The sequence below is a fragment of the Streptomyces sp. NPDC005070 genome (assembly GCF_053600395.1).
The window spans coordinates 15,564-33,764 of record NZ_JBSFZS010000004.1 but is presented as its reverse complement, the minus strand read 5'-3'; the positions used below and the strand labels follow the sequence as shown (position 1 = coordinate 33,764).

Annotated in this window: 16 protein-coding genes; 8 read left to right on the top strand and 8 right to left on the bottom strand. The window is 71.8% G+C overall.

Annotation, left to right across the window (positions count from 1 at the left end):
- Positions 1-212 precede the first annotated feature (212 nt).
- Both ACWEBX_RS02450 and ACWEBX_RS02445 read right to left on the bottom strand, forming a co-directional pair.
- On the bottom strand, positions 213-2,048 hold the full coding sequence (locus tag ACWEBX_RS02450; protein WP_451883038.1) for a SpoIIE family protein phosphatase: 1,836 nt from the start codon (positions 2,046-2,048) through the stop codon (positions 213-215).
- Between the two features lie 52 nt (positions 2,049-2,100).
- Positions 2,101-2,781, bottom strand: coding sequence for a class I SAM-dependent DNA methyltransferase (locus tag ACWEBX_RS02445; RefSeq protein ID WP_451883037.1), 681 nt, complete (start codon positions 2,779-2,781; stop codon positions 2,101-2,103).
- 645 nt (positions 2,782-3,426) lie between these two features.
- On the opposite strand from ACWEBX_RS02445, the gene ACWEBX_RS02440 reads away from it, so the two are divergent.
- Together ACWEBX_RS02440 and ACWEBX_RS02435 are read left to right on the top strand one after the other, a co-directional pair.
- Positions 3,427-4,491, top strand: a complete 1,065-nt coding sequence (locus tag ACWEBX_RS02440; protein WP_451883036.1) for an NAD(+)/NADH kinase — start codon at positions 3,427-3,429, stop codon at positions 4,489-4,491.
- A gap of 113 nt (positions 4,492-4,604) precedes the next feature.
- Positions 4,605-5,234, top strand: coding sequence for a dihydrofolate reductase family protein (locus ACWEBX_RS02435; protein ID WP_451883035.1), 630 nt, complete (start codon positions 4,605-4,607; stop codon positions 5,232-5,234).
- A 75-nt stretch (positions 5,235-5,309) separates the two neighbouring features.
- Here ACWEBX_RS02435 and ACWEBX_RS02430 read toward each other — a convergent pair whose 3' ends face one another.
- Positions 5,310-5,888 carry a TetR/AcrR family transcriptional regulator gene (locus ACWEBX_RS02430; RefSeq protein ID WP_451883136.1) on the bottom strand — a complete coding sequence of 193 codons (579 nt, stop codon included), beginning with the start codon at positions 5,886-5,888 and terminating at the stop codon, positions 5,310-5,312.
- Between the two features lie 354 nt (positions 5,889-6,242).
- Positions 6,243-6,719, bottom strand: a complete 477-nt coding sequence (locus tag ACWEBX_RS02425; RefSeq protein WP_451883034.1) for an Lrp/AsnC family transcriptional regulator — start codon at positions 6,717-6,719, stop codon at positions 6,243-6,245.
- A gap of 240 nt (positions 6,720-6,959) precedes the next feature.
- Between ACWEBX_RS02425 and ACWEBX_RS02420 the strand changes: the two genes are divergently transcribed.
- On the top strand, positions 6,960-8,462 hold the full coding sequence (locus tag ACWEBX_RS02420) for an FUSC family protein (protein WP_451883033.1): 1,503 nt from the start codon (positions 6,960-6,962) through the stop codon (positions 8,460-8,462).
- Positions 8,463-8,927: 465 nt separating this feature from the next.
- On the top strand, positions 8,928-9,974 hold the full coding sequence (locus ACWEBX_RS02415) for a lactonase family protein (RefSeq protein WP_451883032.1): 1,047 nt from the start codon (positions 8,928-8,930) through the stop codon (positions 9,972-9,974).
- Positions 9,975-10,154: 180 nt separating this feature from the next.
- Here the strand turns inward: ACWEBX_RS02415 and ACWEBX_RS02410 are convergent, their stop codons facing one another.
- The 3 genes from ACWEBX_RS02410 to ACWEBX_RS02400 form a co-directional block, all read right to left on the bottom strand.
- Positions 10,155-11,075, bottom strand: a complete 921-nt coding sequence (locus ACWEBX_RS02410) for a sirohydrochlorin chelatase (protein ID WP_451883031.1) — start codon at positions 11,073-11,075, stop codon at positions 10,155-10,157.
- A 129-nt stretch (positions 11,076-11,204) separates the two neighbouring features.
- The gene (locus tag ACWEBX_RS02405) at positions 11,205-12,287 is read right to left on the bottom strand and encodes an N-acetylglucosamine kinase (protein WP_451883030.1); all 1,083 of its coding nucleotides are present in this window, start codon (positions 12,285-12,287) and stop codon (positions 11,205-11,207) included.
- Positions 12,284-12,961: a uracil-DNA glycosylase gene (locus ACWEBX_RS02400; RefSeq protein ID WP_451883029.1), complete on the bottom strand. Its 678-nt coding sequence runs from the start codon at positions 12,959-12,961 to the stop codon at positions 12,284-12,286. The genes ACWEBX_RS02405 and ACWEBX_RS02400 overlap by 4 nt, the downstream gene beginning before the upstream one ends.
- Positions 12,962-13,382: 421 nt before the next feature.
- On the opposite strand from ACWEBX_RS02400, the gene ACWEBX_RS02395 reads away from it, so the two are divergent.
- The 3 genes from ACWEBX_RS02395 to ACWEBX_RS02385 all read left to right on the top strand — a co-directional run bounded on the left by ACWEBX_RS02395 (position 13,383) and on the right by ACWEBX_RS02385 (position 16,024).
- Positions 13,383-14,360 carry an ArsR/SmtB family transcription factor gene (locus ACWEBX_RS02395; RefSeq protein ID WP_451883028.1) on the top strand — a complete coding sequence of 326 codons (978 nt, stop codon included), beginning with the start codon at positions 13,383-13,385 and terminating at the stop codon, positions 14,358-14,360.
- Between the two features lie 140 nt (positions 14,361-14,500).
- Positions 14,501-14,899 (top strand): peptidase inhibitor family I36 protein, encoded by a 399-nt coding sequence (locus tag ACWEBX_RS02390; protein ID WP_451883027.1) that lies wholly within the window; start codon positions 14,501-14,503, stop codon positions 14,897-14,899.
- Between the two features lie 156 nt (positions 14,900-15,055).
- The gene (locus tag ACWEBX_RS02385; RefSeq protein WP_451883026.1) at positions 15,056-16,024 is read left to right on the top strand and encodes a hypothetical protein; all 969 of its coding nucleotides are present in this window, start codon (positions 15,056-15,058) and stop codon (positions 16,022-16,024) included.
- A gap of 151 nt (positions 16,025-16,175) precedes the next feature.
- Here ACWEBX_RS02385 and ACWEBX_RS02380 read toward each other — a convergent pair whose 3' ends face one another.
- Complete coding sequence (locus tag ACWEBX_RS02380) at positions 16,176-17,261, bottom strand: WD40/YVTN/BNR-like repeat-containing protein (protein ID WP_451883025.1); 1,086 nt, start codon at positions 17,259-17,261, stop codon at positions 16,176-16,178.
- A 286-nt stretch (positions 17,262-17,547) separates the two neighbouring features.
- Between ACWEBX_RS02380 and ACWEBX_RS02375 the strand changes: the two genes are divergently transcribed.
- Positions 17,548-18,120 (top strand): Rv1733c family protein, encoded by a 573-nt coding sequence (locus tag ACWEBX_RS02375; RefSeq protein WP_451883024.1) that lies wholly within the window; start codon positions 17,548-17,550, stop codon positions 18,118-18,120.
- Positions 18,121-18,201: the final 81 nt, after the last annotated feature.

The following is an 18,201-nucleotide window of genomic DNA, read 5'->3' as shown; positions in this document are numbered from 1 at the left end:
GGTGAGGAGAGGAACGGCGGGCCGGGCCCAGGGCAACATGCGTACCGTCATCAGGGGCGTCAGCACTTCCTGCGAGCGAGGACCGCCACCGTACCCCGGACGGGTATGCGTACCCCGGAACCGCCGGGACCGTCGTTCGAGATCGTTCAGGAATCATCCGAATGCGGACCGCGGCGGCGCGGGTGCGCGGCGGGGCGCCGTCCTCGGGTCCGCTACTTCGCCGGGATCTTCTGCTCGAACCAGACGACCTTGCCGCTGCTCAGGCGTGTCGCGCCCCAGCGCAGGGCGAGTTGGTTGACCAGGAAGAGGCCGCGACCGCTCTCGTCCCCGGAGCCGGCCTGCCGCATTCTCGGCACCTGGGGCGAGTCGTCGGTCACCTCGCAGCGCAGCACGTCGGTGCGCAGCAGCCGCAGCGAGAGGGGACGGGAGGCGAACCGCACGGCGTTCGTGACGATCTCGCTGACCATGAGTTCCGTCGGGTCGATCAGGGACTCCAGCCCCCAGCGGCGCAGGGCCCTGCGGGTCAGCCGGCGCGCCTGGCCCGCGGTCATCGGGTGCGGGGCCAGGAACCAGTAGCCGACGCTGTCCGGCGGGAAGCCGTCGAACCGGGCGGTGAGTAGGGCGACGTCGTCGTCCCGGGTCCCAGGGCCCAGGGTTCCGAGCACGTGGTCGCAGAGCACTTCCAGCGAGGCGAGTCCCTGGGCGGTGCTCTGGAGGGTGCCGCGCAGTGCCTCGACGCCGCTGCCGATGTCCGTGTCGCGGGACTCGACGAGTCCGTCGGTGTACAGCACCAGGGTCGCCCCGGTGGGCGCGGCCATCTCCACCGACTCGAAGACGACACCGCCGACGCCGATCGGAGCGCCGGGCGGAACCCCCAGCACTTCGGCCCGGCCGTCCTCGTGGAGCAGTACAGCGGGCGGGTGGCCGGCGTTCGCCATCAGCAGGCGGTGCGAGATGGGGTCGTAGATCGCGTAGAGGCAGGTGGCGATGTGGTCGCTGCCCAGCCGCTGGGCCTGCTCGTCGAGGTGGTGCAGGACCTCGTTGGGCGGCAGGTCGAGGCCGGCGAGGGTCTGCACGATGGTTCGGAGCTGGCCCATGATCGCGGCGGAGGTCATCGAGTGGCCCATGACGTCGCCGACGACCAGTGCGATCCGGTTGCCGGGCAGCGGGATCGCGTCGTACCAGTCGCCGCCGACCTGGGCGGTCTTGGAGGCGGGCAGATAGCGGCTGGCCAGCCGGATGCCGGTGGGTTCCGGGAGCGACGACGGGAGCATGGTGTGCTGGAGGGTGTCCGCCACGGCGGCTTCGTGGCCGTACATCACCGCCTTCTGGACCCCGAGCGCGGTGTGCGTGGCGAGCTGCGAGGCGACGAGCAGATCGTCGCTGGTGAAGACCGGGCGGTCGGCGCACCGGAACAGGACGACCGTGCCCATGACGTGATGGCTGCCGTGCAGCGGCGCGATGATCAGACGATGGCCCGGCGGCAGCGTGCCCGGCGGGACGGTCCCCGCCGCGAGCAGTTCCGCGACGGCGGGCGCGTTGCCGGGCGCGTCACCGAAGGCGGGACGCCCGTCCCGCAGCAGTTCCGCGAGCCGTCCGCTGCCGGCCGGTTCCACGCGCTCGGCGATGTCGGGGAGCGGCGGCGGTGGCGGGGTCCGGCCGGTGTACGAGGCTTGGTCGGCGCGAGGGGCTGTCTCGGCATGCGGGGCCGTGCCGGCGTGCGGCGCCGTGTCGGCGTGAAGCGCTCCCGGCCACGTCGGTTCGGAGCTGTGCAGGCGGAGCACAACGGGTCCCGTCGACCGCTCCGTGCCCACCGGCAGCGGATCGTCGAGGTGGATGAAGACCGCGTCCGCGAACGCCGGTACGGCCGCCTCACGCAGTTCCCGGAGCGTCTCGTCCAGATCCATTCCGCGGGCGATCCGCCGCGTCGCCACGTCGAGATACCGGAGGCGGTCGGTCTGCGGCACGCGGCCGTCCGTCATCGCCGCAGGTGGCAGGAGGACCTGTGGCGGGGTGGTGCCCTCGTGAGGGGTGCGGTGCTCGGTCACGCTTCTGTCCCGTCGGGTGGGTGGCGCGGTCCGCGGCTCGGACTCCGCCTCCTCAGTCACACCGCCGGCAGCACAGGAAGACCTGCTCCTCGGGCGGGACGTCGCTCACCGAGGGGGCGTACGTGTACGAGGTCTCCTTGACGATCTCGAAGCCCGCCTCCTCGATGATCTTGTGCAGGTCCTCCCGCAGATAGCCGGAGACCCGGATCGTGTTCCCGAGGAACGGGATCGCGAAGTCGTCCACGTCGGCCTCGACCATCGACAGGACGAACAGGCCGCCGGGCACCAGCAGATGACGGACGGTCCGCAGGGCGAGGGGAATCTCGGCGCGCGGCAGCATCAGCAGCGAGAAGAAGGCGGCGACGCCGTCGAAGCGGCCGAGGTCGCGGGGACCGCCCGGGCGCAGGTCGGCGAGGTCCAGTTGATGGAACGTCGCGTCCGGGACATAACCGCTCGCGAGCTTCACCATGCCGCCGGAGAGATCGACGCCCACGACCTCGAACCCCGCGTCCGTCATCTGGCGCGCGGTCGGCACCCCCGTGCCGCTGCCGAGATCCAGGACCCGTGCCCCCTCGGCCAGTGATCCGACCAGCCACTCGCCCGCCGCGACCTGGCCTTCCTTGTGCGGGAAGGCCTCGTCGTAGCGGTCGCCGATGGCGTCGAAGGCTTCGGCCTGGCCTTTGCGGTCGAGCAGAAGGCTCTCGTAATCAGTCCCGTGATTGCTGTTGATCACGAAAGGAACCTTTCATGGGGGCTGTCGAAGTGGTCCGTAATGTGGATGAAAGCGGCCATGGTGGGATCTCCGAGCCTTGTCGGTCGCTCAGGAGACGTCAATTCGAGACGATAGTCGTTCAGCGTTCGGCGGGATGCCCAAGTGTCCGAAACTGTTCGGCCCGCGGAACGGCTCCCGCGCGGGCTGCCCCGCCGCTTACGGCATCCGAACTCGTGCTGAGCGGAAGCGAGTTGATGTACCCCGGTGAGACCGACACGGCTGGAATCCGTCCGGGGGAATCGGGGGCCGGAGCGGCGCTCGTGGCGCCAAGTCGCGCTCGTGGCAACGGACATGCCGAAGTCGGCTTCCCGTGTGGGGAGTTGAAGTGACGGCAAGGTGGCGGCACCGGCCCTCGGCGCCGGATCGCGCGGGCGGTGGTACGGGCGGAGGTGCCGGTGGTGAACGCGGCCGGAGATGCCTGCGGCGGGACCGGCATCCGGGCGCCGCACCCCGGGCGTGGCGCCCGCCCCGCGGATCTCCCGGTCCGGCGGGGCCACAGGCTCTCCGGTGCGGCCGGACGGCCCGTCCCCCCGTACCGAAATGTCCCATTCATGGAAGGATCGAGTCGTACCCCGTGTGGACCTGGATGTGGACCTGGAGGTAGCCGTGTCCGTGCACCGTGTCGGCCTGGTCGTCCACCAGGGGCGGACGGCGGCCCGCGATGTGGCCCGCGCCGTGCACGACTGGTGCGACGCGCGAGGCATCCGGTGCACCGAGATCGACGTCTGGGCCAAGGACCAGCGGCGACGCGGCGGACGCGCGGAAGCCGAGGCGGCCGGCAACCCGGACCTCGTCGTCACGCTCGGCGGCGACGGCACCTTCCTGCGCGGCGCCCGGATCGCCGTCAAGAGCGGTGCGAGCGTGCTGGGCGTCGACCTCGGCAAGGTCGGCTTCCTCACCGAGGTGCCCGCGGCCGACGTCACCCGGGCGCTGCAAACGGTCCACGAGGGCAAGGCCACCGTCGAGGAACGGATGACGCTGACCCTGCGCGCCTCGCGGGTGCTCGAGATCCCCGGGGAAATGGCGACCGTGCTCTGTTACGGGCGGGGTCCCGCACTGCCTCCGCCGCAGGTCAGAGCCGAGACGACGGACGGCGACGGCTGGGGGGTGGCGCTGGACGTCACGGCCCTGAACGACGTCGTCCTGGAGAAACTGGCCCGGGACCGTCAGGTCAGCGTCGGCGTCTACCTCGCCGGGCGGCGGCTGGCCTCCTACTCGGCGGACGCCTTCGCCGTCGCCACCCCCACCGGATCGACCGCCTACAGCTTCGCCGCCGGGGGTCCCGTGCTCTCCCCGCACATGGACGCGGTCGTCTTCACCCCGATCGCGCCCCACATGACCTTCAACCGCAGCGTCGTCGCCGCGCCGGACGAGCCCGTCGCCCTGCGGGTGCTGCCCCACTCGGGCCAGGCCGCCGTCAGCATCGACGGCCAGTTGCGCGGGGTGCTCGACCCCGGTGACTGGATCGGGGTCTTCCGGTCTCCACGGCGGGTGCGGCTCATCCGCCTGCACCCCACCGACTTCTACGGACGGCTGCGCGAACGCTTCCGCCTCACCGACGCCCCGGCCACAGCGGCCGACGCCGAACCCGCCCCGTTCTTCCGCCCCGACACCCCCATCCCCCCGGACCTCGCCGAACTGCGCCTGCCGCCTCCTTCGGCGGCTCGGTGACGGAGGGGCCGCGTCCCGGGCGGCCGGGAAATTCCCGGGAAGCCGTCGATCCACGCGCGATCCGTTCGACGTACGGGTGAGAGCGGGACACCATCGACCCAGGGAGCACGGCCATGCCCAAGCTGCGCGTACACAACATCACCGTCTCGGTGGACGGCTACGCCGCCGGTCCCCGCCAGACTCTCGGGCATCCGCTCGGCGAGCGCTTCGAGACCATGCACGAGTGGATGTTCGCCGCCATGCGCGACCTGGCCGACGGCAAGGACGGAATCGACGTCGAGTACGTGAGGCGCAGCGAGGAGAACATCGGCGCCACCATCATGGGCCGCAACATGTTCGGGCCTCAGCGCGGACCATGGGAGGACGAGTCGTGGACGGGCTGGTGGGGCCCCAACCCTCCGTACCACAACGACGTGTTCGTGCACACACATCACCTGCGGCCCTCCGTCCTCATGGAGGGCGGAACGACCTTCCACTTCACCGACGAACCCGTCGAGACGGTCCTCGCCCGCGCTTTCGAGGCGGCGGCGGGCAAGGACGTCCGGCTCGGCGGCGGAGCGGCCACCGTGCGGCAGTACCTGCGTGCCGGACTCCTCGACGAACTGCACATGGCCGTCGTCCCGCGGCTCCTCGGCGGCGGAGAACGCCTGCTCGACGACCTGGGGGACGGGATCGGCGGCTACCGGGTGGCCGAGACGGTCGGATCGCCGGCCGCGACGCACGTCCGGCTGGTCCGCCGCTGACCCCGGCCGCCTTCGCCGGGCCGGCCCGACCACTGCTGACCGGCGACGCTTTTGGCCCGCGAGCCGGCCGCGGGCTCAGTGCTCCCGCGCGGGCGTGTCCGGTCCCGGCGCACCGACGCGCAGGCCGTCCGTCACCAGGTCCAGCAGGCGGCGGGCGTGCGCCTGCCAGTCTCCGTGCCGGTCGAGGTGCCAGAGCCCGGAGACGGCGAGCAGGAAGTCGTCGGGGGTCACCCCCGGCCGGATGGTGCCCGCTTCCTCGTTGGTCCTCAGCAGGAGCGCGACCGCCGAGCTCAGGGGCCCGTGGTCGAGCCTCGTGAGAACTCCCCGGGGTGTGGTGGTGGTCGTGCGCAGCGCCTCGGTCAGACCCGCCTTGGCCATCGCGAACCGCGCGAGACGGTCCGTCCACTCCCGCAGCGCCCGGTCCGGTGGGCGGGTGGCGAGCAGATGCTCCGCCGCGTCGGTCACCTGCCGCACCTCGTGGCGGTGGATCTCCAGGATGAGGGCCTCGCGGTGGTGGAAGTTGCGGTAGAAGGTCCCCTGACCGACCCCCGCCTTCCTGGCTATCGCGCTCAGCGGTGTGTCGGCGGAGCGGGTCAGTTCCGCGAGGGCCACGGCCAGGATGCGCTCGCGATTGCGCCGCGCGTCCGAGCGCAGCGGACCGTCCGGACCGGTCGGTGCTCCGAGGCCCGTGGCTGTGTCGTACGGACCGGTCGGCGCTGCCGGGCCCGTGGCTGTGTCGTACGGACCTGCCGGCGCCCCCGAGCTCGCGGGTGCGTCCTTGTCGGGGTGCACGCGTACTCCTTCCGGAACGACCGCCGGACCCTCCCGGTCGTGTGACGCCCGGGCCGCCCTCGGCGACCGGAACCTCTCGCCGACCGGCATTCTGGCGCACCCGGCGGAGCTCCGGCCGGGACTTGCGAAATGGCCCACGGACGGGTGCCGGCCCGGTGGCCCCGGGCCGCGCTCAGACCCGCGTGGGCCCGGTGACCCCCTGACCCGGCGTCGCGCTCAGCCCCGCGACGCCCGCCCGATCGACTCCACCAGAGGCAGCAGCCGGTGCGGGACCCGTTCGCGCAGCGCCACCTCGGTCCGGGTGCGGACCACTCCGGGCAGGCTGATCAGCGCCTGGATCACATCCTCCAGGTGGGCGTTGTCGCGTGCCGCGACCCGGGTGATCAGATCGCCGCCGCCGGTGATCGAGAACGCCTCGATGATCTCCGGCACGGCGGCGAGCGCGTCGCCCACGTCGTCCAGATGCCCCTGCGTGACCTCGATGTGCACGAACGCGAGCACGGGATGACCGAGAGCGGCGGGGGACAGCGACGGGCCCGTCCCGGTGATCACCCCGTCCCGCTCCAGCCGGTCGAGGCGGGCCTGGAGCGTCCCCCGGGCGACACCGAGGACACGGGCGTATTCACGGACGCTGGTGCGCGGCTGCTCCAGAAGCAACCGCAGGATGCGGGTGTCGAGCTCGTCCACGGCCATGGTCCGTTGGCCTCCTCGCGGCCGACAATGTTCTCCTTCGACTGTACCAATGGCCCAGCCGAAATCAGGCCGGTTGAGCCACTTCAGGCCTGCCACGTACCTTGTCCGTATCGATGGCGCTGCGCAGCGCCGGACGGCAAGGAAGCCGTACCGGACCCGCGGCGCCTTTCGCATGTGCCCAGCGCATGCCGGATCACTGTTGAACTGCGAAGTGGGGGCGGGCCGCCGAAGGTGAAGAAGATGTTCATGGCGCCGGATCCGGGACTGTTCCGGCTGCGGGTCTCGCTCCGGGCGGTTCTCGGCATCGGCCTCGCGGTCGCTCTGTGCCAACTGACCGGACTCTCGCTCCCCGCCTCGATCGCGGGCGGGCTCGCGGCGCTCCTCGCGCTGTTCACGGTCGGCGACCCGACCGTGCGTGGGCAGGCCGGCACCACCGCGCTGCTCCCCGTGGCCGGCTTCCCGGTCCTCGCGGCGGCGACCACCCTGCACGGGGCGCCGATGCTGCGGGACGCGACCTGGCTCGCCGTGGTCTTCGCCGGGGTGTACGCCCGCCGCTTCGGCCCGCGCGGACACGCGCTCGGCATCTTCGCGTTCATGATGTTCTTCACGACGCAGTTCCTGCACGCCGTGCCCGGCCAGCTCCCGCAGCTCTACGCGGCCGTCGCCCTGTCGCTGACGGCTTCCTCGGCGGTCCGGTTCGGCGCCTGGTGCATCGAGCGGCGCAGCCCCCTGCCCGCGGCGCCGCTGCCGCTGGAAGGACGCGGGCTGGCGCGCCCCGCGACCCGTCAGGCCTTCCAGGCGACCGCGGCCTGCGCCTTCGCGCTCGCCGCGGGCCAGTTGCTCTCGCACGACCGCTGGTACTGGGCCGTCGGCACAGCGTGGTGGATCTTCGTCAACACGGCCTCGCGCGGTGAGACGCTGGTCCGCGGTTTCCGGCGTGTGATCGGCACGTTCATCGGCATCGTGGCCGGGCTCCTGGTCGCCGTGCCGCTGCACGGAGCGCCCGCCCCCACCGCCGTCCTCGTCGCGGTGAGCGTCTTCGGGATCTTCTACACGGCCGCTCCCTCGTACAGCTGGATGATGTTCTTCGTCACCGTCATGGCGGGCCTGCTCTACGGGCTGCTCGGCGTCCTGCATCCGGGGCTTCTGGGCCTGCGGCTCGCCGAGACCGGTGTCGGCGCGCTCGGGGCCGCGCTCGCGGTGGCGGTCGTCCTGCCGATCACCACGCACACGGTCACCGACCGCTGGATCGAGCGCGCCCTGCACGCCGTGCACGGCTGCACCTCGGCGGCGGCCCGGCGGCTCGCGGGTGACGACCAGGCCGACCCGGCACCGCTCGCGGGGGAGCTCGAAGCGCTTCTGGGGCGCGTACGGATGGCTCTCGCGCCCCTGGTGCATCCGCTCAACCCGATGCGGCGGCGCAAGGAGCGGGCCCGCGCGATCCTCGCCCTGCTGGACGACTGTGCCCGCGAGGTACGAGGTCTCGCCGCAGTCGCCGCCGACCCGGACGCCTCGCACGACGCCCGCCTCACGGCGGCCTGCCGACGGGTCGAGACCGCGATGGAGTCCCTGGTCGGCGCCGTACCGGGAGGCGCTCCGGCGTTCCATCACGGCGTTCCCGGTCATCACCCCGGTGCCGAGCAGGCGCTCGTGCACCTGCACGGCCTGGAGCGGGCGCTCGTCGACATGGCGACACCGCTGCGTGGTCCGGTCTCCCGCTCGCGACTCGTCGTCGGCGCCTGACACGGCAGCACGGCTCTACCTCCTCCGGCCCCTGGGGCGTCGTCCGGCGCCCCAGGGGCCGCTTTTCCTTTCCGGGCACGGGCGGGGGCCGACTCCGGCCCCATGGGTCCGAGAGGCCTACGCCGGCACGGGCCTGGAAGATCCACAACGAGGCTCCGGGTGCCCGCTGGACGGCGTCGGAGCGGTTCCCGGGGCCCCGGTTCAGGCGCGCGCCCGGAAGGCTCGTGGAGGCCGCCGTACGGGCTTCACGCACCCACACGGGCCCTGCGCACCCACACGGGCCCTGCGCACCCATGTGCATGCGGCACGTATCCGGTCGCACCCGCGCTTCCCGTCGCCGGATCGCCCGGATCGCCTGGTTCGGCCCCCGTTGAGTCGTCCGCCAACCGGCCCAGCTTTGGTCTAGACCGCAGCGTCCTGACTGCTACCGTCGCCCCGACGACGCGGGACCGAGAGGGGACAGCAGTGGCGCACGGCGGCAGGCGGCGACAGCGGGCGTTCATCGGCTCGTTCACGGGGGCGGGAGGCCTCGGCGTCCTCGTGGCGGCCGTGGACCCGGACACGGGCGCGCTGACCGTGCTGGGCGCCGCCGACGACGTACCCGACCCCTCGTATCTCGCGTTCGCTCCCGCGCACGACGTCCTGTACGCGGTCAGCGAGAGCGCCGAGGGCGCGGTGGCCGCCTACCGGGTGCACGGCGACAAGCCGGAACTGACCGGTCCGCCGACCCCGACCGGCGGCAGCGGCCCCACCCACCTCAGTGTCTTCGACGGACACGTCCTGACCGCGGACTACGGTTCGGGCAGCGTCAGCGTCGTACCCGTCCGTCCCGGCGGGGAACTGGCGCCCGCCGCGGCCGGCGTGCTCCGGCACACCGGTTCCGGTCCCGACGCGCAGCGGCAGCAGGGGCCGCACGCCCACCAGGTGCAGCCCGACCCCACCGGCCGCTGGGCGGTCAGCGTGGACCTCGGCACGGACTCGGTCCGGGTGTGCGCCCTCGACGGCGGAACGATCACCGTGCACCGCGAGATCGCCCTGCGTCCCGGCTCCGGGCCGCGCCATCTCGCCTTCCACCCGGGAGGCGGGCACGCGTACGTCCTCAACGAACTCGCGCCGACCGTCACCGTCTGCCGCTGGGACGCCGGGGAGGGCTCGCTGCGGCCGGTCGGTGAGACGCCGGTCCTGTCCGGTGTCCCGGACGGCGACGCGTACCCATCGGGAATCGTCGTCTCGCCCGACGGCCGCTTCGTCTGGGCTGCCGTCCGGGGGCGGGACACCGTCTCCGTGCTCGCCGTCGACGCGGGCGGCGAGGGGCTCACGCTCGTCGCGGAGGTGCCCTGTGGCGGCGTCTGGCCGCGTGCGCTGGCCCTCGACCCCTCGGGGCGCTTTCTCTACGCGGCCAACGAGCGCTCGGGCGACGTGACCTGGTTCTCCGTCGATCCGGACACCGGCGTTCCGCTCCGTGGCGGCTCGGTCGAGGCGCCCGCCGCGTCCTGCGTGGTCTTCGACTGATCCGGCCGGCCTGACCGGCGCCCGAACGGTCCACGCCCCGTACGCCCCGGCCCGGTCACGCCTGGCCCGGCCACGCCCCGGCCCGGTCACGCCGCCGCCCATGGGAAAGGGCCCCTCCTGACTCAGGAGCGGGCCCTTTCGGCGTGCGGGTGGTACGGGTGGTGCGGTGCAGGCGACCGACTAGAAGGCCGGCGCTCCCTGGCTCTGCGGCGGCGCGATGCCCAGCGCCGTCGTGTACTGGGAGAGCGCGAGCTTGCCGATCGCCGGGTACGGGCCGAGGGCCTCGGCGGCGCTGCAGCCGGCCTCCTTGGCGGCCGCGTCGAGCAGACCCGCGTCGAGCTCCGGACCGATCAGGTACGGGGCGAGCGCGAGCTGCTGCGAACCGGAGCCACGAAGCTGCTCGGCGATGGCCGCGATGGAACCCTCCTCGTCGAGGGCCGCCGCCATGACCGGCACGGCGAGCCGCGCGGCGAGCAGCATGCCGGTGATCCCGGCCGCCTGGACCGCGTCCTCGCCGCCGACGGTGGCGAGGACGATGCCGTCCGCGGCGGTCGCCACGGTGAACAGCCGGGCGCGGTCGGCGCGGGCCAGACCGGCCTCGGAGAGGCGTACGTGCAGCGCCTCGGCGAGCAGCGGGTGCGGACCGAGGACGTCGGTCAGCTCGGCCGCGACACGGCTTTCCATGACCGCCTGGCGGATCCGGCGCAGCAGGGCGTTGTCCGGACCGGCGAGCAGCGGGACAACGATGCCGACGGGGCCGTCGGGCTGGGAGACGTCGGAACCGGCGGCGCGGGCCTGCTCGAAGCGCGCGGTGCGCTCCTCGGCGGCGTGGGTCAGCACGGACTGCAGCGTGGGGAACTCGTCGTCCCCGTCCAGGTAACCGATGCGGGCATCGAGGCCGGGGAGCTCGGAGCGGGCGATGCTCACGACCTCCTCGGCGAGGCTGCGCGTGGCGGCGCTGGGGGTGCCCGGCACCGCGAGGACGAGCGCGGGCGCGCCCTCAGGAGCCGCCAGGGGTTCCGGACGGCGGTGCCGCCCGGCTTGGCGGGGTCGCGGCATTCGTACTGGCAGGCCGGACGCGGGCCCAGTGGGGGAGCTCATGGCGCCGCATGTTACTGGTTTCTCGGGTTCCCCTGTTCGGGGAGGGTGCAGGTGAGCGGTATCCGTCCGCTTTTGTCTGATGAGTTACGTAGAGATCAGAAGTGATCGGTAAACGCCGACTTGTCGGTCCTACGGCGAATTCTGGTCATGGATTTCCTGGTACGGCTTTTCGGCCACCACGTGCAACAAACGTTCGTCCAGGGGCAGCGTGAGCCGGCCGTCCGCCAGGTCGGTCGCGATGCGGAGCGCGCCGTCGAGCGGGTCGCCCGCGGCCGGTACGTGGCGGACGTTCGGCAGGCGCTCGGCCAACTCCTCGCCCAGAGGCCCGAGAAGGGCGGCGCCCATGTTGAATACGCCTCCGGTGAACGCCAGATGGGGCTCGCCGTCGGCGGGGCACACCGCTGCTGCCGACTCGGCCATGTGCCGGGCGGCGGTCCGCAGAATGCGCGAGGAGACGGGATCGCTCCCGCGGAGGTCGGCCACATCGGGGGCGAAGGAGGCGAGCACGGCCGCCCGGTCGGTGCGCGGATACAGCCGACCGGGCAGTTCCGCCATCGGCCCGAACTTCTCCTCCGCCCGTGCCAGCAGCGCGGCCGAACCGCCAGGGCGGCCGTCGAACGCGCGCAGGGCGGCTTCCAGGCCCGCGCGGCCGATCCACGCCCCGCCGCCGCAGTCGCCGAGCAGATGGCCCCAGCCGTCGGCCCTGCGCCACGACCTGAGGTCGGTGCCGATCGCGATCATGCCGGTGCCCGCCGCGATCACGACACCCGCCCGGGTGCCCAGAGCGCCCGTGTACGCGGTCACCGCGTCCGCCGCCAGGGCGAGCCGCCGTACGCCCAGTTCACGCTCCAGCGCGGCCGGCAGTTCGTCCCGCAGTTCGTCGCCGAGCGTGGCCAGCCCGGCCGCGCCGACGGCCACGGCCCCGAGCCGTTCGGCGCCCGCTTCGGCCATCAACCCGCGTGCCATCGGCAGCAGTTGTTCCAGTAGATGATCGGCCGAGATCCCGCGTGGCCCGGTACGGACGGGCTCCGGGGAGGTCAGCGGCCCGCCGAGCCGGACCGGGACCTCGTGGAGTACGCCCCTGACGGCATCGTCCGGAGTCCCGTGCGCGCCGAGCGCCACACGCAGGCCCGAGCCTCCGGAGTCCACGGCCAGCACCACGGCGGGGCTCCGCCCGTCGTGCGGTCGGCCGTGTCCTCCGTCGAAGGTCACGGCAGGCGCCAGTCCACCGGCTCGGCTCCCTGCTTCGCCAGCAGGTCGTTGGCGCGGCTGAAGGGGCGCGAGCCGAAGAAGCCGCGGTCGGCCGACATGGGTGAGGGGTGCGCGGATTCGACCGAGGGAAGACTGCCGAGCAGGGGGCGCAGATTGCGGGCGTCGCGGCCCCACAGGATGGACACCAGTGGTCGGCCGCGCGCGGCCAGCGCCCGTATGGCCTGTTCCGTGACGTCCTCCCAGCCCTTGCCGCGGTGTGCGGCGGGGCTGCGGGGCGCCGTGGTCAGCGCCCTGTTGAGCAGCAGCACTCCCTGGTCGGCCCAGGGGGTGAGGTCGCCGTTGGACGGCTGGGGCGCGCCGAGGTCGGTGTTCAGTTCGCGGAAGATGTTGATCAGGCTGGGCGGCAGCGGACGCACCTCCGGGGCCACCGAGAACGACAGGCCCACCGCGTGGCCCGGGGTCGGGTAGGGGTCCTGTCCGACAACGAGGACGCGTACGTCGTCAAAGGGCTGCTGGAAGGCCCTGAGGGCGTTCGCCCCGGACGGCAGGTAGGTGCGTCCCGCGGCGATCTCCGCGCGCAGGAAGTCGCCCATCTCGGCGATCCGTCCGGCGACGGGTTCGAGGGCTTTCGCCCAGCCCGGTTCGACGATCTCATGCAACGGTCGTGGTGCCACGGGCGTCACCCTACTGCCGTACACATGGCCGAGATCAAACTGGCGGCCGTCCCGCGACCGGGGATGACCGATTCGTTGCCGAATAAGACGCCTCCGGGCGCAAGACGCCTGCCACGGCAGGTCGTTGGGCTCTGCCTGGCCATCGAGTTCACGAACGGCTGCGCGTAGCCGTGGATACACCGCACTGCCGCGCTGCGCGGCCGACTCGCTTGCTTGAAACAGCGGCATGTATTCAGCCAACCGCCGGATGGTGATGGTGATGGTGATACGGGCCGATGAGGGCCGCCATCTACGGGTCGAGCTGGCGTGATTGGCGCGAGCGTGATTGGCGCACGCGGAATTGCGAGAAATTTTCTTGCGAGCCCGGCATTCCTGGTATAGACAATGAACGACGAGGCTCGGGGGCTCGTGGGGGTGGGGGATGCTGCGGATTCATTTCACGACCGAAGATCTCTTGAAAACCAGGGTGATCTCGTCGCCGGATCCCATGTGGGAACTGGTGCTGAGCGTCTTCCGATTACGCAGGCGGCTTGCCGTGGCCCGGTATGAACCGTGGTATCGGCAGGTCAGGGCCGAAGCGGCCCGCAGCGATCTGTTGCAGCGCATTCGGCTCATGCTGATGCCTATGATCCCGGCCTCGGGATATTTTCCGGACTTTCTGACTCCGGAAAACCGGCGGCACGGAGGGGTCGAATCGATCATCGAATCGGTGGCCGGAAGTCCCGTAAGTGTCCTGCGCGATCAACTCGACCTCCTCGACCGAGGCCACGGATCCGCCTGGCTGGAGCGGTTGTATGAAGGGGATCTTTCGGCCCGGGAAGATTTACGGAACCTCTTGCGCGACTATCACCGTATCGCCCTCGCTCCTCACTGGAATGCGATCCGTAACAGCGTCGAGGCGGATCGGGCCATTCGCACCCGCGCCCTTCTCGACGGCGGTGTCGACGGGCTGTTGCACAGCTACCCGCCGCTGATGCGGTGGGCGCCACCGGTCCTGCACGTCCGGTACGCGGTTGACCAGACTCTGCGTCTGAACGGACGAGGACTGCTCCTGGCTCCGTCGCACTTCGGCCAGGGACCCGCGAACTCGCTCGCCGATCCCACTCTGCCGCCCGTCCTCGTCTATCCCGCCGGATACGACAGGGCGGCGGCGCCGGTGACGGTCCGGGCTCTCGGCCGGCTGATGGGCGGCACCCGTGCCTCCATTCTGATCGCCACCGAGACCGCGACGACATCCGGGGAACTCGCCCGCCGTGTAGGGGTGTCCGCCGCCACGGTGAGCCATCATCTGTCCGCACTGCGCGCGGCGGGTCTTCTGAGCACCCTGCAGCAGGGCGAGCTCATCCTGCACACCCGTACCTCCACCGGATCCGCCTTGGTCAACGCGGCTCATACGTAGGGCACTTGAGATCCGAAACGTGACCAGGGCCGTGGTCACCTGCGCGTTTCGACCGCGATGGAAAGGGGTGTCCCTGAACCGAACAGACTGGCGAGTATGGCGGGCAGCCCGCATCCGTACCGGAAGGGATACGACACACCGTGAAGAACATACGTCGCTCGGCAGCCGTCGCGGCCGTCCTGGCCGCCGGTGCCACCGCCCTCACCATCAGTCCCGCGTCAGCGGCCGACACGACCTGCTCCAGCGGCTACGCCTGCATCTACTACCACCCCAACTACCAGGGGGCCTTCTTCAAGCAGTTCCCCAACATCCCCAACTACTCCGGCTACACCTTCACGACCAGTGCCAACGGCAGCGACGGCGCGGGCCAGGGCGTCCGGAACAACGCCGCCTCGGTCGACAACTGGGACTTCAACAACGCCTTCACCGTGTACTACCACGTCAACTACACCGGAGCGAGCCAGCGCTTCGCCGCGGGCGGCGGCGGAAACTTCAACACCACGCTGCGCAACGAGAACGCCTCGGGGAAGTTCGGCTGATCCGGCGGGACGTGCCGACCGACTGAGGTCCGTTCACCGAAGCCTCGCGCAGGGGGTGCCCCGCTCTGAAAACACCGGGCGGGGCATCCCCCGCGCCCCGGCCGCACGTTCGGCCGTCCTTGCGCACCCACTCACGCATCGAGGACACACCGGCTCATGAACTCGTCCCCTGGCCCCGGCCACCCGAAAGCCGCCGTCGTCCTGGCGACGGCCGCCGTGCTGATGGCCGGGGGCTGCTCCTCGTCCTCGCCGTCGTCCTCCGGGCCTTCCCGGCCGAAGGGCGCGGCCGCCGTCATGCCGGAGGTCTCCTCTGTGCCCAGGCTGATCACGGCAGCCGACCGGACGCTGCCGATCGGCGACTACCTCCTGAGCGACAAGCAGTCGGACGAACTGACCGCGGCCCAGGCCAAACTGACCGAACGGTGCATGGCCCGGTTCGGGTTCCGCTACACCTCTCCCGCCCCGACCCCGGTGTTCAGGCCGAGGACCCCCACCGAGTTCCGGTACGGCGTGACCGACCCCGAGGCGGCGGCGGTCGACGGATTCGCTCCGGACGGCAGCAGAACCGCCCCGGCAACCGCCGAACCCGCTCCGCTGTCCGCGGAGACGACTCTCGTCCTGACGGGAACGAACGACCCGCACGTCAAACCCGGCTCCGCCACTGCCGGCGGGCAGGTCTACAAGGGCCGGAAGATCCCTGTCGGCGGATGTGTCGGTGAGGCTCGGTCGCGACTGCACTCCGAAGGGCCGGAAGCCGGCGGCGACACGGAGCTCTCCAACGACATCAACATCGGCAGCTTCGAGTCCTCGCGGAAGCATCCCCTGGTCAGAGCCGTATTCGCCAAGTGGTCGCAGTGCATGGAAGGCCGCGGCTTCTCCTACCCGGACCCGCTCGCGGCCACCGGTGACCGTGCTTGGCGTACGAGGACCGCGTCGGCGAAGGAGAAGTCGGCGGCCCGCGCCGACGCGGACTGCAAGATGCGCAACAACGTCGTCGGCGTCTGGTACGCCGTCGACGCCGCCCTGCAGCGGCAGGCGATCGAGAAGAACAGTGCGGCTCTGGCCAAGATCAAAAAGGGGATCAGTGCCCGGGTGAGGCTCGCGGTCGCTGTGCTCGCAGGATGACACGGGCCGACCGGATGTTCAGGCCACGCCGCTCCGGCCTCGACCGTGCTCAAGCCTCGGCTGTGCTCAGGAGATGACTGTGCTGAGGCCATGACTGTGCCGAGGCCATGGCCGTGCTGACGCCATGACCGGGCTCAGGTCATGACACTGCTCAGGCCATGACCGCCGCGCGGACGCACAGGACGTCCGGGAGGTGTGAGGCGAGCTGCTGCCAACTGTCGCCGTCGTCCGCGGACGCGTACACCTCGCCGTTGCGGTTGCCGAAATACACGCCCGCCGGGTTCGCGCCGTCCGTGCACAGGGCGTCGCGCAGCACCGTGCCGTAGTGGTCTTCGGAGGGCAGTCCCGCCGTCAGCGGTTCCCAGGTCGTGCCCGCGTCGTCCGTACGGAAGACCCGGCAGCGCCGGTCGGCCGGGACCCGGTCGGCGTCGGCGTTGATCGGGAAGACGTACGCCGTGTCCCCGCGGTGCGGATGCGCCGCCACCGCGAAGCCGAACGTCGACGGAAGGTCCGCGCCGATGTCGGTCCACTGTCCGGCCCCGTCGTCACTGCGGTAGACCCCCCAGTGGTTCTGGAGATAGAGCCGGTCCGGGTTCACCGCGTCGCGCGCGACCTTGTGCACGCACTGTCCGAACTCGGGGTTCGGATCCGGCAGGAACACGGCGGAGACACCGGAGTTGGCGGGCTCCCAGCTCGCGCCGCCGTCGCCGGTGCGGAAGACCCCGGCCGTGGACACGGCCACCGTCACGGCCCGCGCGTCGCGTTCGTCGGTGAGGATGGTGTGCAGCCCCTCGCCACCTCCGCCGGGGACCCACTGCGAGCGGGTGGGGTGTTCCCACAGGGGGCGGACGAGTTCGAAGGACTCGCCCCGGTCCTCCGAGCGGTACAGCGCGGCCGGTTCCGTCCCCGCGTACACGACGTCCGGTTCGGCGGCCGCCGGGTGCAACTGCCATACCCGCTCCAGCGAGGCGCCCGTCTCCTTGGGGAACTTGACCGCGGGCCGCGCGGGCTCGGTCCACGTACGGCCCAGGTCGTCGGAGTGGAAGACGGACGGGCCCCAGTGCGCGCTGTCCCCGCCGACCAGCAGCCGTGGATTCTCGCCCCGGGAGTCGATCGCGACCGAGTACACGGCTTGCGCGTTGAAGTACGGGCTCTCGTCGAACTCCCAGGCGCCGCCGCGCCGTCGCCCGATGAAGAGACCCTTGCGCGTGCCTACCGTGAGCAGTGCGTCGGCCATGACCGGCCACCTCCGCGACGTCGTTGTCTGCGCTACGGGCCAGTCTGCACCCCGGCACCGACAGTCACCTTTCGGCCTGGCGTTTGCGCAGGTCGGACGGGGTGTGTCGGCGGTGGACGCGGTTTCGCGGCCTCGCTCGCGGGACCGCGCGCGGAGAGGGTCCCGCAGCCCTCCGACCTCGCGTGCCGGACGAGCGGGTGGGCGCGAGGCGTGAGCATCGCGTGGAGCACGCGCGTAAGGGAGGGAGATGTGGCGTGTTCGTGCGGTCGTGAGGAGGAGGCCCTTGATGGCGGCGTTCCGTGGTCCGGGGGTCTGGCTGTGGCGGTGGCGGAGCAATCCGCTGCGGCGGCGAAGCGACGTCCTGGAGGCCTGGATCATGCTCGCCGCCTGGGCGTTCACGGTGCTCGGCGGTGCGGTGGCGGGCCTGGTGACCGTCGGCGCCGTGGAGAACAGTCTGGCGAGGGAGCGTGCGGAGTCGCGCACCGTCCCCGCCCGGTTGACCGAGGACGCGCCGGAGTCGAGCGGGCCCGCCGCCCGCGTCGCGTGGACGCGGGTCCGCTGGACGGCACCGGACGGCACCGCTCGCTCCGGTCAGGTGCGGGTCTCCGCCGGCACCTTGGCGGAGACGCCGGTCCTGGTGTGGACCGATCCCGACGGGCGCCTCGTCGACCGGCCCACCGCCGTCGCCGTGGCCCGGCTGCGGGCCTGGCTGATCGGCGTCTTCGCCGGCGCCGGAGTGGCGGCCATCCCCTTCGCCGCCGGCCGCTTCCTCCGGGGCCGTCTGGAACGCCGACGCGTGGACCGCTGGGACGCGGAGTGGGCCCGGATCGGCCCGCTCTGGGGCCGCATGACAAGCTGACCGGACAGGGTCCCAGGGCATGGGCGAACGGCCCGGACTTCCTTCCGTTGCGTCATCCTCGACGCCCGAATCGACCCCGCC